The 12,451-nt window shown below is 61.4% G+C and carries 14 protein-coding genes; 6 read left to right on the top strand and 8 right to left on the bottom strand.

The genetic code is table 11. The features are described from left to right. Positions 1 to 95 precede the first annotated feature (95 nt). The 3 genes from FHX03_RS03175 to FHX03_RS03165 all read right to left on the bottom strand — a co-directional run bounded on the left by FHX03_RS03175 (position 96) and on the right by FHX03_RS03165 (position 1,712). Positions 96 to 455: a DUF305 domain-containing protein gene (locus FHX03_RS03175; protein WP_183777240.1), complete on the bottom strand. Its 360-nt coding sequence runs from the start codon at positions 453 to 455 to the stop codon at positions 96 to 98. 76 nt (positions 456 to 531) lie between these two features. Beyond that, positions 532 to 897 (bottom strand): hypothetical protein, encoded by a 366-nt coding sequence (locus FHX03_RS03170; RefSeq protein ID WP_183777241.1) that lies wholly within the window; start codon positions 895 to 897, stop codon positions 532 to 534. A 59-nt stretch (positions 898 to 956) separates the two neighbouring features. Further along, positions 957 to 1,712 carry a hypothetical protein gene (locus tag FHX03_RS03165; RefSeq protein ID WP_183852577.1) on the bottom strand — a complete coding sequence of 252 codons (756 nt, stop codon included), beginning with the start codon at positions 1,710 to 1,712 and terminating at the stop codon, positions 957 to 959. A gap of 134 nt (positions 1,713 to 1,846) precedes the next feature. On the opposite strand from FHX03_RS03165, the gene hisS reads away from it, so the two are divergent. From hisS to hisG, 3 genes are all read left to right on the top strand, one after another. Then, positions 1,847 to 3,370, top strand: a complete 1,524-nt coding sequence (hisS, locus tag FHX03_RS03160; RefSeq protein WP_097623987.1) for a histidine--tRNA ligase — start codon at positions 1,847 to 1,849, stop codon at positions 3,368 to 3,370. Positions 3,371 to 3,544: 174 nt separating this feature from the next. Further along, complete coding sequence (locus FHX03_RS03155) at positions 3,545 to 4,666, top strand: ATP phosphoribosyltransferase regulatory subunit (protein ID WP_097623988.1); 1,122 nt, start codon at positions 3,545 to 3,547, stop codon at positions 4,664 to 4,666. Continuing rightward, entirely contained in the window at positions 4,663 to 5,358 is a 696-nt protein-coding gene (hisG, locus tag FHX03_RS03150) for an ATP phosphoribosyltransferase (protein WP_183852574.1), read from the top strand. The genes FHX03_RS03155 and hisG overlap by 4 nt, the downstream gene beginning before the upstream one ends. A gap of 81 nt (positions 5,359 to 5,439) precedes the next feature. Here the strand turns inward: hisG and FHX03_RS03145 are convergent, their stop codons facing one another. Then, positions 5,440 to 5,853: a DoxX family protein gene (locus tag FHX03_RS03145; protein ID WP_097623990.1), complete on the bottom strand. Its 414-nt coding sequence runs from the start codon at positions 5,851 to 5,853 to the stop codon at positions 5,440 to 5,442. Between the two features lie 212 nt (positions 5,854 to 6,065). Here FHX03_RS03145 and FHX03_RS03140 point away from each other — a divergent pair, with 212 nt between their 5' ends. Next, positions 6,066 to 6,776, top strand: a complete 711-nt coding sequence (locus tag FHX03_RS03140; protein ID WP_097623991.1) for a glutathione binding-like protein — start codon at positions 6,066 to 6,068, stop codon at positions 6,774 to 6,776. 71 nt (positions 6,777 to 6,847) lie between these two features. On the opposite strand, the gene FHX03_RS03135 is transcribed toward FHX03_RS03140, so the two are convergent. The 3 genes from FHX03_RS03135 to groES form a co-directional block, all read right to left on the bottom strand. Beyond that, complete coding sequence (locus tag FHX03_RS03135) at positions 6,848 to 7,294, bottom strand: hypothetical protein (protein WP_097623992.1); 447 nt, start codon at positions 7,292 to 7,294, stop codon at positions 6,848 to 6,850. 566 nt (positions 7,295 to 7,860) lie between these two features. Then, positions 7,861 to 9,501 carry a chaperonin GroEL gene (gene groL, locus FHX03_RS03130; protein WP_097623993.1) on the bottom strand — a complete coding sequence of 547 codons (1,641 nt, stop codon included), beginning with the start codon at positions 9,499 to 9,501 and terminating at the stop codon, positions 7,861 to 7,863. A 71-nt stretch (positions 9,502 to 9,572) separates the two neighbouring features. Next, a complete protein-coding gene (gene groES, locus FHX03_RS03125; protein WP_003545797.1) occupies positions 9,573 to 9,869 on the bottom strand; it encodes a co-chaperone GroES in 297 nt (98 codons plus the stop codon). 284 nt (positions 9,870 to 10,153) lie between these two features. Here groES and FHX03_RS03120 point away from each other — a divergent pair, with 284 nt between their 5' ends. Together FHX03_RS03120 and FHX03_RS03115 are read left to right on the top strand one after the other, a co-directional pair. Continuing rightward, positions 10,154 to 11,002, top strand: a complete 849-nt coding sequence (locus FHX03_RS03120; RefSeq protein WP_097623994.1) for a TIGR01459 family HAD-type hydrolase — start codon at positions 10,154 to 10,156, stop codon at positions 11,000 to 11,002. Between the two features lie 31 nt (positions 11,003 to 11,033). Beyond that, positions 11,034 to 12,026 carry a bifunctional riboflavin kinase/FAD synthetase gene (locus tag FHX03_RS03115; RefSeq protein ID WP_097623995.1) on the top strand — a complete coding sequence of 331 codons (993 nt, stop codon included), beginning with the start codon at positions 11,034 to 11,036 and terminating at the stop codon, positions 12,024 to 12,026. Here FHX03_RS03115 and FHX03_RS03110 read toward each other — a convergent pair. After that, positions 12,015 to 12,449, bottom strand: a complete 435-nt coding sequence (locus tag FHX03_RS03110) for an RES family NAD+ phosphorylase (RefSeq protein ID WP_097623996.1) — start codon at positions 12,447 to 12,449, stop codon at positions 12,015 to 12,017. The genes FHX03_RS03115 and FHX03_RS03110 overlap by 12 nt on opposite strands. Between the last annotated feature and the right edge of the window lie 2 nt (positions 12,450 to 12,451).

Below are 12,451 nucleotides of genomic sequence, written 5' to 3'. Positions count from 1 at the left end.
CTCCCCGTCAGGACGGGGAGAGGGTTAGGGTGAGGGGCAGCCACGGCACGAACCGTGGCCTTTTGTCTGAAATCCCCTTCACCGGTTAGGGATACTTACTTGCCGTGGGCCTTAAGCCAGGCGTTCATCTCGGCGATCTCGGCTTCCTGCGCCTTGATCACCCCTTCGGCGAGTTTGCGGATTTCCGGATCCTTGCCGTATTGAAGCTCGATCTTTGCCATGTCGATCGCGCCTTGATGATGCGGGATCATGCCGCGGACGAAATCCGCGTCGGCATCGCCACTATATTCGATCATCATATTCTTGTGCATCTTGTCGTTCGCCTCGGTGAAGGCATGGCTTGCCGCGTCGTGGCTGCCCATCGGCTTGCTCATATCCATGGCCTTGTCTTCGGCAAGGACGGGAGCGGCAATGATGGCGAGCATGGCGGTAAACGGGATGATTTTCAGAGACATGAAAGATCCTTCCTCTGTCTGACAATAGGTTCGCGGGCGACTGAGGCCGCTCGCTTCTCAATGCATCAGCGTGATATCAGGACAGTCGGGGAGGGGGTGCCTGCGGTGCGGGTCTTCTGTCATCCAGAGCGCGCGCAAGCGCGGGGGCGGGATAGAAGAAAACGGACTTTCCGCCATCCATGACCGTCACCGTCGGCGGCAGCAGAAGACAGGCGGCGCACAGCGGCATATGCGCGGCATTGCCGCTGGTGCAAGGGTCTTTCAAGGGATCCGCCTTGCCCGCCGCGTCAGGCATCTGCATGCCGGCCATCTCATGATGCATGCCGGCTTCGGCGGCGGCGGGTGCACTCATCGACGCACAGGTCGGACAGCCTGCCCAAGCAGACATGGCGCTGTAGACCAGCCAGCCGAGAACCATCGTGATGAGAGCGAGCGTGCGCATCGTCCTTCATATAGGGGAATGCCGGATGCAAGCCAAGCCGATCGGCGGTCACATCCTGGTCACCAGGCGGCAATCACCTTGTGCTCGATCCGGTAATCCCGGCTCTCCTCGCCAAGCGGCGCCACCGGCCATGTCCAGGTGGCTTTGACCGGCGGCGGCGGGATGCCGTGCAGCAGGTCGGCCTCCTCATGCGTCCGGCCGTTGCGGTCGATGACGGCATAGGCGATGTCGCTCACCAGGCAATGGCGGCAGGAGAGCCCCGAAAGCCCGACGAGATGCGCCGCAATCAGCCGTTCCACCGTATCTTCAGGCATTCCGGCCGCCTCGGCGTCGCAGCGCCGTTTTACGCCGCGGCCGATCTGCGACAGGAGATTTGCCGAAACCACGAAATCGAGATAGGGCACGGTGCGCAGGAAGCCGAGCGGCTCCGGCTCCTTGCCGGCGGCGAGATCGTCATAGCCGGAGAGATCGCGTTCGATCAGCCTGATATTGCGATAGCCCTTGGCCGCCAGCCATAGGCGCACCGAGGCGAGATGAACGAGATCGACCAGAACGACGGTATCGAACGCGCCTGCCAGTTCGTCGATCGGCACGTCGCGCAACAAGCCGGAGCCGAGCACGACGGCGGTCCGTTTCTGCCTGAGACCAGCCGCCGCCGCGCGGATCGCGTTCCGGCTCATCGTCTCATGTTCGGCCCAACCCCGGGCGCAACGCCCGGCCCGCGACCAGAGATTGACGGAATAGCGGATGAACTTGCGATGCGCCTTGCCGGTCAGCGGCCATGTCGCGGCATAAAGAAGCGTTTCGGTGATCATGAGCATATCCGCATTCTGATAGGCGCCTCTGCTTCAATCGATTCGGCTTGCGGCTTCAAGACCCTTCGCCCTTGCCGCTCCCCGCCCAATCCGCTAGGAAACCGCCACTGTCACAGTCAGTGGAATTCCCGGAAATGAATGACAAGCAGAAGAAACCGCAAAAGCTCAAGGCCCGCCTGCCGCGCGGCTTCGTCGACCGGACGGCCGGCGATATCCGCGCCGTCAACGAGATGACGGCAAAGATCCGGGAAGTCTATGAGCATTATGGTTTCGACCCGCTCGAAACGCCGCAGTTCGAATATACCGATGCGCTCGGCAAGTTCCTGCCCGACAGCGACCGGCCGAACGAGGGCGTCTTCTCGCTGCAGGATGACGACGAGCAATGGATGTCGCTGCGCTACGATCTGACGGCGCCGCTTGCCCGTCATGTCGCCGAGAATTTCAACGAGATCCAGCTTCCCTACCGCACCTATCGCGCCGGCTACGTCTTCCGCAATGAGAAGCCGGGCCCTGGCCGCTTCCGCCAGTTCATGCAGTTTGATGCCGATACCGTCGGCGCGCCGGGCGTCCAGGCCGATGCGGAAATGTGCATGATGATGGCCGATACGCTTGAGGCGCTCGGCATCAAGCGCGGCGACTACGTCATCCGCGTCAACAACCGCAAGGTTCTGGACGGCGTCTTGGAAGCGATCGGCCTCGGCGGCGACGACAAGGCCGGCCAGCGGCTGAACGTGTTGCGTGCCATCGATAAGCTCGACAAGTTCGGCCCCGAAGGTGTGGCCCTGCTGCTCGGCCCCGGCCGCAAGGATGAATCCGGCGACTTCACCAAGGGCGCCGGTCTCGACCAGGCGCAGATCGACAAGGTGCTGTTCTTCGTCGGCATCAAGGACTACGCCGAAAGCGCTGCCCGACTCGCCGAACTCGTTGCCGGAACGTCGAAGGGCGGCGAAGGCGTCGAGGAACTGAACTTCATTGGCGCGCTGGTCAAGAGCGCAGGCTACGAGTCCGATCGCATCAAGATCGATCCCTCCGTCGTGCGCGGCCTCGAATATTATACCGGCCCGGTCTATGAGGCCGAATTGAGCTTCGACGTCACCAACGAAAAGGGCGAAAAGGTCGTCTTCGGTTCGGTCGGCGGCGGTGGCCGTTATGATGGTCTCGTCTCGCGTTTCATGGGCCAGCCGGTGCCGGCCACCGGCTTTTCGATCGGCGTCTCCCGGCTGATGACGGCGCTGAAGAACCTCGGCAAGCTTGGCGCCAGCGAAGTGATCGAGCCGGTGCTGGTGACCGTCATGGATGGCGACGTCGAGGCGATGGGCCGTTATCAGAAGATGACGCAGCAACTGCGCGCCGCCGGCATCCGCGCCGAGATGTTCCAGGGCAATTGGAAGAAGTTCGGCAACCAGCTGAAATATGCCGACCGTCGCGGCTGCCCCGTCGCCATCATCCAGGGCGGCGACGAACGCGCAACCGGTGTGGTGCAGATCAAGGATCTGATCGAGGGCAAGCGGCTCTCCGGCGAGATCGAGGACAATGCCAGCTGGCGCGAAGCCCGCGTGGCGCAGGAGACGACGCCGGAAGCCGACTTGGTCGCCAAGGTGAGGGAAATCCTTGCGGCGCAGGCGGAGGATCGGAAGAGGGCGGGCGATGCGCAATAGACCCCTCCCCAACCCCTGCCCACAAGGGGGAGGGGCTTCAAGTGGTGACGCTGTGCCCAACTCAACGTCTGCTTCCTCGACGGTTCTTTCGATTTGTTTCGACGGTCGCCACGGGATAATCCCTCCCCCTTGTGGGCAGGGGTTGGGGAGGGGACTTTTCCCGGGAGCGACACCATGCCCCTGATCAACCTCCCCGAATTTGCCAACGACCTGCTTTCCGAATTCGACGCCCGCAAGGCCGAGCGCATCGATACGCCTGTCATTCAGCCGGCCGAACCTTTCCTCGATATCGCCGGCGAGGATCTGCGTCGCCGCATCTTCATGACGGAGAGTGAAACCGGCGCCAGCCTCTGCCTGCGCCCCGAATTCACCATTCCCGTCTGTCTGCGCCACATCGAGACGGCGACCGGCACGCCGAAGCGTTACGCCTATCTCGGGGAGGTCTTTCGCCAGCGCCGCGATGGCGCCAATGAGTTCTATCAGGCCGGCATCGAGGATCTCGGCGATATCAACATACCGAGCGCCGATGCCCGCGCCATCGGCGATGCCACCGGCATTCTCGCCCGTCTGCTGCCGGGCCGGCGCCTGTCGGTGACGCTGGGCGACCAGGCGGTCTTCGAGGCCGTTGTCCAGGCGCTCGGCCTGCCGCTCGGCTGGCAGAAGCGGCTGATCCACGCCTTCGGCAACATGACGCAGCTGGAAGCGTTGCTGGCCGGTCTCGTCAGCCCGCAATTCGTCACCGGCCTCGACGACGATATCGCCAAGCTTGTTGCGTCAGGCGACGAGCAGGCGCTGGTCGCCCATCTCGAGCAGGAAATGCAGGCGACGGGCTATTCGACCAATGCCGGTCGCTCGCCGCTGGAGATCGCCCGGCGGCTCAAGGAAAAGCTCATCCTCTCCGAAACGCGCCTCGACGATGCAGCCTTCCATGTGCTGGAAGAGTTCCTGTCGCTCGACGTACCGCTCGTCAATGCGTCCGCAGCACTGGCCGGTTTTGCCGATGCTGCCGGCCTGAAACTTGGCAATGCGCTTTCCCGCTTCAACGGTCGTGTCGGCGCCCTTGCCGATGCCGGCGTCGATCTTTCCTGTCTCGACTACCGCGCCGCCTTCGGACGACCGCTCGATTATTATACCGGTCTCGTCTTCGAGGTGACGGCTGAGGGATCGAGCGCGGTTCTGGCCGGCGGCGGCCGCTACGATAGGCTCCTGACTTTCCTCGGTGCGACGGACCGCATTCCGGCTGTCGGCTTCTCCTTCTGGCTCGACCGCATCGAAACCGAAAGGGCAGCCGTATGACCATCACCATCGCGCTTCCCTCCAAGGGCCGGATGAAGGACGACGCTTCGGCGATCTTCGAGCGGGCCGGCATGACGATCACGGCCGTCGGCAACGACCGCTCCTATCGCGGCCGTGTCGAAGGCTGGGACGATGTCGAGGTGGCCTTCCTCTCGGCCTCCGAAATTTCCCGGGAACTCGGCAACGGCACCGTCGATTTCGGCGTCACCGGCGAGGATCTGATGCGGGAAGGTTTTGCCGAGGTCGACAAGCGCGTCGAATTCTGCGCCCGCCTCGGTTTCGGCCATGCCGATGTCGTCGTCGCCGTGCCGGAGATCTGGCTGGATGTCGAGACCATGGCCGATCTCGGCGATGTCGCTGCCGATTTTCGTGCCCGCCACTCCAGGCGCCTGGCCATCGCCACCAAATACTGGCGCCTGACCCAGCAGTTCTTTTCAAGCCAGCACGGCATCCAGCTCTATCGCATCGTCGAAAGCCTCGGCGCCACCGAGGGCGCTCCCGCCTCAGGCTCGGCCGATATCATCGTCGACATCACCTCCACCGGCTCGACCCTACGCGCCAACCATCTGAAGGTGCTCCAGGACGGCGTTATCCTGCATTCGCAGGCCTGCCTTGTGCGCGCCCGCAAGGAAAGCCATGCCGATGAACCCGTCGTGCAGGCGATTATCGACGCGGTGCGCGCCGCCCTCTGATCTAGCCATCAATGCATAAGAAAACCCGCCGTCAATTCAATGACGGCGGGTTCTCTCATGTCTGGGAGGATGTCTGCTGGATCAGGCAGTCGCATAGGCGCCGCGGCGGGCGTCAATCGAATAGGCACCGGCACCGACGGTGGCGAGCAATATGTACGCGCCGGCAAGCGTGATGTTCTTCATGACCATGATCTGGTTGAGAATATTCACGAGATCCGCGCCACTTGCGTAGGGCAGATGGAAGGCAACCGCCGTGAAGACACAGAAGCCCGCCAGCAGCCAGCCGGCAATGCGGACCTGGAAGCCTGTGAGAACCGCAAGGCCGGCGAGCAGTTCAAAAAGGCCTGCGACATAGGCCAACAGGGTTGCGGCCGGCAGGCCGGCACCTGCGATCATGCCCGCAGTACCGGCAGGATCGGTTAGCTTCATGAAGCCGGAAAGGACGAACATGAAAGACAGAAGGATGCGGGCAATCAGGATAATGGCGTTCGACATGGATGCAGTCTCCGTTTGAATGGCTCTGGAGATCTTGGTGCCCCGGCACCGTGTGGACCTCGGATGCGTCCTATGTCGCTCTTTTCCTCCGTTATGGATAGATAAACAGACGCGGACAGTTCGTTCAATAATGTGGAACGATCTCCTGCGGACGGCCGCTTGCCTTTGCCGCACCCGGTCTCTTATGGTCGGCGCCCAACAAGGAGAATCCGATGGCAGATCTGTCCGCATTTCCGATCACGAAGCGCTGGCCGGCGAAAAATTCCGACATCATCCAGCTCTATTCCCTGCAGACCCCAAATGGGGTGAAAGTATCGGTCGCCCTCGAAGAGTTCGGGCTCGCCTATGAGCCGCATTATATTTCCTTCGCCGCCAACGAGCAGAAGTCGCCGGAATTCGAATCCCTCAACCCGAACGGCCGCATTCCGGCGATCATCGATCCGAACGGGCCTGATGGTAAACCGATCGGCCTTTTCGAATCCGGCGCCATCCTGCTTTATCTCGCGGAAAAGACGGGCAAGCTCATCCCCGAGGATGCTGCCGGCCGCTATGAATGCATCCAGTGGGTGTTTTTCCAGATGGCCGGTATCGGCCCGATGTTCGGCCAGTTCGGGCATTTCTACAAATTCGCCGCCGACAAGGTCGCCAACAATTCCTATCCGGTGGAGCGCTATCGCGACGAATCCAAGCGGCTGCTCGGCGTGCTCGAAGGCCGCCTGAAGGGTCGGCAGTGGATCATGGGCAATCAGTATACGATCGCCGACATCACCACCTTCACCTGGGTTCGCGGCGCCGATATCTTCTACGGCGGCCGCGAGGTTCTCGACTATGCGAATTTCCCCGCCGTGATGGACTGGCTGCAGCGCTGCATCGCCCGTCCGGCCAGCGAGAAGGGGCTCAACATTCCGGTCAAGCCGGAGTAGGGACTGCCGGAAAACACAAAGACCGTCCCCGGGGAACTCGGAGACGGCCTTTTTGCTCTGCATGGGTGGTCTTATCGCGGACTTGTGATCTGCCTTGCGCCTTCGAGCTTGAAGCGCGGAAAAATAAAGACGCCGACCATGCTGCCGCTGTATTTTTCCTCGAGCCCGTTCGACTCGCCCATGCAGAAGAGCGGCTGGCGCAAGCCGTTCGGCATGATGATCGTCGTCGAAAAACAGAAGGAGGAGCAGAGCGTCGCCGCCTGCTCGAATAGCTCCAGGATGTGGCCGCGGTCCTTGCTGTCATAGCAGCGGATCAGGCTCAATAGCCCGCAGTCTCGTGCGGAGAGGCCGTGCAGCATCGCGCTCCATTCGCCGAGGCGGAGCATGCCGCTCGACAAATCTCCGGTCCAGGCCTCGGAAATCGAAAACTGAGCCACCATCTCGTCATTTTGATTGTGGTGCTCCAGCGAGCCGGGTGTCAAAGGTACGGCTGCATTGGCTTTGGCGATCTTAAACAAGGCGTTCCCCCGTTCGGATGCAGCTCCTCCGCCGCACGCTCGGTAAACACAAAAACAGGATCACGCAGCAGCAGGCATGATGCCCGTGCTTTTACCGGCGATTGTTGCCGCGGCCCTCGGGCCGGCGGAACGTCAAGGATCGTCTCTCGCGCCCGTTTGGTAGGCGCACTTCAATTGCAGCGCGGATTTATAGGAGCTTTTGAACAAACGGCAACGGCTTTTTAAGGGGTGTTCGGATCGGCATTTTCCCCTGGGATGCCGCCACTCTCGCCTTATCCAGCGGGAAAGCCGCGCCGACACATCAATTTCGCGCGATTTGGATACCATTCCACTCGATATGAGGTCAGAAATGGCGCCCCAACACCGCATTCCCGCGCCGAGGCCGGCGGCCTGAAAAAACGCGCCAACGCAAGTTTCGCGCAAGTTTCCGGGGCAGGAGCCGGCAACGCGCCATAAAATTGCGCGCAACGGACCGAATCGCTTTGAGCGCAAAAGAAAAGGGCGACCCGAGGGCCGCCCTTCCTATTCCGGATGCCGGAATGGTGATCAGTGCAGGCTTTCGCCTATCACATCATGTCCATTCCGCCCATTCCGCCCATGCCGCCAGGCATGCCGGCAGGGGCATCCTTCTTCGGCAGTTCGGCGATCATGGCTTCGGTGGTGATCAGCAGCGATGCGACAGAAGCAGCGTTCTGCAGCGCGGTGCGAACGACCTTGAGCGGGTCGACGATACCCATGGAGATCATGTCGCCGAATTCGGACGTCTGGGCGTTGTAGCCGTAGTTGTCTTCATTCTTGTCCAAGACCTTGCCGACAACGATCGAGGCTTCGTCGCCTGCGTTTTCAGCGATCTGGCGAACCAGCGACTGCAGGGCGCGGCGAACGATGTTGATGCCGGCTTCCTGGTCGTCGTTTGCACCCTTGACGGTGATCTTCGTGGAGGAGCGCAAGAGTGCGATACCGCCGCCGGGGACGATGCCTTCCTGAACGGCAGCGCGCGTCGCGTTGAGGGCGTCGTCGATGCGGTCCTTCTTTTCCTTCACTTCGACTTCAGTCGAGCCGCCGACGCGGATGACGGCAACGCCGCCAGCGAGCTTGGCAAGGCGTTCCTGCAGCTTCTCGCGGTCGTAGTCGGAGGTGGTTTCTTCGATCTGGGCCTTGATCTGGGCAACACGGCCTTCGATGTCGGACTTGGCGCCCGAACCGTCGACGATCGTGGTGTTTTCCTTGGAGATCGAAACCTTCTTCGCACGGCCGAGCATGTCGAGCGTGACGCTCTCGAGCTTGATGCCGAGGTCTTCGGAGATCACGGTGCCGCCGGTCAGGATGGCGATGTCTTCGAGCATGGCCTTGCGGCGGTCGCCGAAGCCAGGAGCCTTGACGGCAGCGATCTTGAGACCGCCGCGCAGCTTGTTGACGACGAGCGTAGCAAGAGCTTCGCCTTCGACGTCTTCAGCGATGATCAGGAGCGGCTTGCCGGTCTGGACGACAGCTTCGAGAACCGGAAGCATCGACTGCAGGTTCGAGAGCTTCTTCTCGTGAAGGAGAATGAAGACGTCTTCGAGGTCGGCGATCATCTTTTCCGGGTTGGTCACGAAGTAGGGGCTGAGGTAGCCGCGGTCGAACTGCATGCCTTCGACGACTTCGAGTTCGGTTTCGGCGGTCTTGGCTTCTTCAACTGTGATGACGCCTTCGTTGCCGACCTTCTGCATGGCTTCAGCAATGTCGAGACCGACCTGCTTGTCGCCGTTTGCCGAGATCGTGCCGACCTGTGCAACTTCTTCAGAGGTGGAGATCTTCTTGGCCTTGGCCTGGAGATCCTTCACGACGTCGGCCACAGCGAGGTCGATACCGCGCTTCAGGTCCATCGGGTTCATGCCGGCTGCAACGGCCTTGTTGCCTTCGCGAACGATCGCCTGGGCAAGAACGGTTGCAGTCGTGGTGCCGTCGCCGGCGATGTCGTTGGTCTTCGAAGCAACTTCGCGGACCATCTGGGCGCCCATGTTTTCGAACTTGTCTTCGAGTTCGATTTCCTTGGCGACGGAAACGCCGTCCTTGGTGATGCGCGGAGCGCCGAAGGACTTGTCGATGATGACGTTACGGCCCTTCGGGCCGAGCGTTACCTTGACTGCATCGGCGAGAATGTCGACGCCACGCAGCATCTTTTCGCGCGCGGTACGACCAAACTTGATTTCTTTAGATGCCATGATTGAAACTCCTCAATTCGAGTGTCCGGGTTTTGGGACCCGTCGGCTACGTCGGAAAGGCCAGCGGCTGATCAGCCGATGATGCCCATAATGTCGGCTTCCTTCATGATCAGAAGGTCTTCGCCGTCGATCTTGACTTCGGTGCCGGACCACTTGCCGAACAGGATGCGGTCGCCAGCCTTGACGTCGAGTGCGACGACCTTGCCGGACTCGTCACGAGCGCCGGAACCGACGGCGACGATTTCGCCTTCCTGCGGCTTTTCCTTGGCGGTATCGGGAATGATGATGCCACCCTTGGTCTTGGCTTCGGACTCAACGCGGCGAACAACGACGCGGTCGTGAAGGGGGCGGAAGTTGGTGCTTGCCATTGTCTAATCCCTCGATCGAATGACATTCGCGGGCCGGAGCGGCCCACATGGATAGATGTTAGCACTCCCTTGCAGTGAGTGCTAGCGACGAGCATTTAGGGATGGCTCCGAGAGGAGTCAATGAGAGCAATCACGAATTTTTGTGCCGGAATTGTGAAGAGGCCGGAGAATTGCGGAGATTGCCGCCGAAACCGGCATGCTGGGCGAACGGCAAAGAAAATTCCTTGCCATCGCCTTGCGCCTTTGCAATGTCACCGGTGACTGAAGCAAATCGGGAAATCGGAATGGCCAGGCGGATAGAAAACTTCTCGGAAATCACAGCTCACTATGACGTGGTGCTCTGCGATGTCTGGGGCGTCGTTCACAATGGCGTCGATCCGTTTCCGAAGGCGGCCGCAGCTCTTGAAGCGGCCCGCGCCAGCGGCGTCGCCGTCGTCCTCATCACCAATTCGCCGCGCCTTTCCTGGCAGGTGGTCGAGCAACTGCGCCAGATCGGCGTTCCCGACGGCGCCTATGACCGGATCGTCACCTCTGGCGACGTCACGCGCCGGCTGATCGCCGAAGGGCCGAAGACGGTCTTTCTGCTCGGCCCCGAGCGTGACAGCCCGCTGCTCGACGGCCTCGATGTCGAGCGCCGGCCGGCTGAAGAAGCGCAATCGCTCGTCTGCACCGGCTTTTTCGACGATGAGACCCAGAAGCCGGAGGATTACACCGACATGCTTCTGGAGTTCAAATCCCGCGAGGTGCCGATGATCTGCGCCAATCCCGACCTCGTCGTCGAGCGCGGCCATCGCATCATCCCCTGCGCCGGCGCCATGGCCGCCTATTACGAGCAGCTTGGCGGCAGCACTCGCATCGCCGGAAAACCGCACCGGCCGATCTATGAGGCGACGCTGGCCGCTGCCCGCGAGCTTCGCGGCGATTTCCCCGTCGAGCGCGTGCTGGCAATCGGCGACGGCATGCCCACCGATGTGCGCGGCGCCTTGAATTATGGCCTCGACCTTCTCTACATCAGCGGCGGTATCCACGCCCGGGAATACACCTTGAACGGCGAGACCGACGAGGCGATCCTCAACGCCTATCTCGATCGGGAAAACGCCGCGCCGAAGTGGTGGATGCCCCGCCTTGCATGAAGACACGCCTTGCATAAAGAGAAGCCAGCCGATGACCGTCTTCCACCGCAATGAAACCCGGGAACCCTTGCCCGCCCATCTCAAGGGCGGCGTCATTGCCATCGGTAATTTCGACGGCGTGCACCGCGGCCACCAGTCGGTGCTCAACCGCGCACTCGAAATCTCCAAGGCGCGCGGCATCCCGGCTTTGGTGCTGACGTTCGAGCCGCATCCGCGCACGGTCTTCCGGCCCGAGACCCCGGTCTTTCGCCTCACGCCTGCGCCGCTGAAGGCCCGCATCCTGGAAACGCTGGGCTTCAACGCGGTGATCGAATACCCCTTCGACTACGAGTTCTCGCAGCGCTCGGCCGATGATTTCATCCATTCGATCCTCAAGGATTGGCTCGGCGCCTCTGAGGTCGTCACCGGTTTCGATTTCCATTTCGGCCGCGGCCGCGAGGGCGGTCCGGCCTTCCTGATGAATGCCGGCCAGACCTATGGCTTCGGCGTCACCCTGATCGATGCCTTCCGCGACGAAAATGCCGATGTCGTCTCGTCGAGCCATATCCGCGCGCTGCTGAAAGAAGGCAGCGTCAGCGAAGTCGCCGGCATGCTGGGCTATCGTTATACGGTTGAGGCCGAGGTGATCGACGGCGAAAAGCTCGGCCGCCAGCTCGGTTTTCCCACTGCCAACATGCGCCTGCCGCCGGAGGTTGAACTTGCTGCCGGCATTTACGCCGTCCGCTTCCGCCGCCAGGACGGCACGCTGCACGACGCCGTCGCGAGCTACGGCCGCCGCCCGACGGTGACGGAGAACGGCGCGCCGCTGCTCGAAACCTATCTTTTCGATTTCAGCGGCGATCTCTACGGTGAGCTCTGCTCCGTCTCCTTCTTCGGCTATCTCCGCCCCGAGCTAAAATTCGACGGCCTCGATCCGCTGGTCGCCCAGATTAAGCGCGATGAGGAAGAGGCGAGGGCGCTGCTTGCAGGTGTCAAGCCGCTCGGCGCGCTTGATCAGAAACTCTGCTTTTCCTCAGCGCAATAGCCGGCTGTCGAAAGGATAGCGGATCGTTTTTTCGATCGTCAGGCGCGACGCGTCCGGATGACGCGGATTGATAAGAATATTCGCGGCCTCTGGCATGATTGCCGATGGGACGCGCAGGAGACAGAATTCATTGTCTTCCAGTAATTTGTTGCCACGGTCGCGCGTCAGGCTGGTCTGGTTGATCGCAGCAGGATCGATCCCGATATCGAAGACTTCGATGTTATCCGGGCAACGGATTTTCAGGAGCTGAAAATCTCTCGGAATTTGATGCAGGTCGACCTGTACCAGAATTTCGAGGAGCGCAGTCGACGGGTGATCACAGCAATAGACGACGGGAATTCCCTGATGATGCCATCGTCCCGGTGCAAGCAGCCCGCCGCGTCCGGAAAGATCGGCATAATTCGAGATACGCCATAAGATCATGG

This window comes from Rhizobium sp. BK456 (assembly GCF_014194045.1).
In the GTDB taxonomy this organism is placed as follows: Bacteria; Pseudomonadota; Alphaproteobacteria; order Rhizobiales; family Rhizobiaceae; genus Rhizobium; species Rhizobium redzepovicii.
This window is presented reverse-complemented; position numbering and strand designations above follow the sequence as displayed.

Excerpts from the sequence above, each read along its gene's own strand:
- FHX03_RS03175 (WP_183777240.1), bottom strand. The coding sequence starts at position 455 with ATGTCTCTGAAAATCATCCCGTTTACCGCCATGCTCGCCATCATTGCC.
- FHX03_RS03170 (WP_183777241.1), bottom strand. The coding sequence starts at position 897 with ATGCGCACGCTCGCTCTCATCACGATGGTTCTCGGCTGGCTGGTCTAC.
- FHX03_RS03165 (WP_183852577.1), bottom strand. The coding sequence starts at position 1,712 with ATGATCACCGAAACGCTTCTTTATGCCGCGACATGGCCGCTGACCGGC.
- hisS (WP_097623987.1), top strand. The coding sequence starts at position 1,847 with ATGAATGACAAGCAGAAGAAACCGCAAAAGCTCAAGGCCCGCCTGCCG.
- FHX03_RS03155 (WP_097623988.1), top strand. The coding sequence starts at position 3,545 with ATGCCCCTGATCAACCTCCCCGAATTTGCCAACGACCTGCTTTCCGAA.
- hisG (WP_183852574.1), top strand. The coding sequence starts at position 4,663 with ATGACCATCACCATCGCGCTTCCCTCCAAGGGCCGGATGAAGGACGAC.
- FHX03_RS03145 (WP_097623990.1), bottom strand. The coding sequence starts at position 5,853 with ATGTCGAACGCCATTATCCTGATTGCCCGCATCCTTCTGTCTTTCATG.
- FHX03_RS03140 (WP_097623991.1), top strand. The coding sequence starts at position 6,066 with ATGGCAGATCTGTCCGCATTTCCGATCACGAAGCGCTGGCCGGCGAAA.
- groL (WP_097623993.1), bottom strand. The coding sequence starts at position 9,501 with ATGGCATCTAAAGAAATCAAGTTTGGTCGTACCGCGCGCGAAAAGATG.
- groES (WP_003545797.1), bottom strand. The coding sequence starts at position 9,869 with ATGGCAAGCACCAACTTCCGCCCCCTTCACGACCGCGTCGTTGTTCGC.
- FHX03_RS03120 (WP_097623994.1), top strand. The coding sequence starts at position 10,154 with ATGGCCAGGCGGATAGAAAACTTCTCGGAAATCACAGCTCACTATGAC.
- FHX03_RS03115 (WP_097623995.1), top strand. The coding sequence starts at position 11,034 with ATGACCGTCTTCCACCGCAATGAAACCCGGGAACCCTTGCCCGCCCAT.
- FHX03_RS03110 (WP_097623996.1), bottom strand. The coding sequence starts at position 12,449 with ATGATCTTATGGCGTATCTCGAATTATGCCGATCTTTCCGGACGCGGC.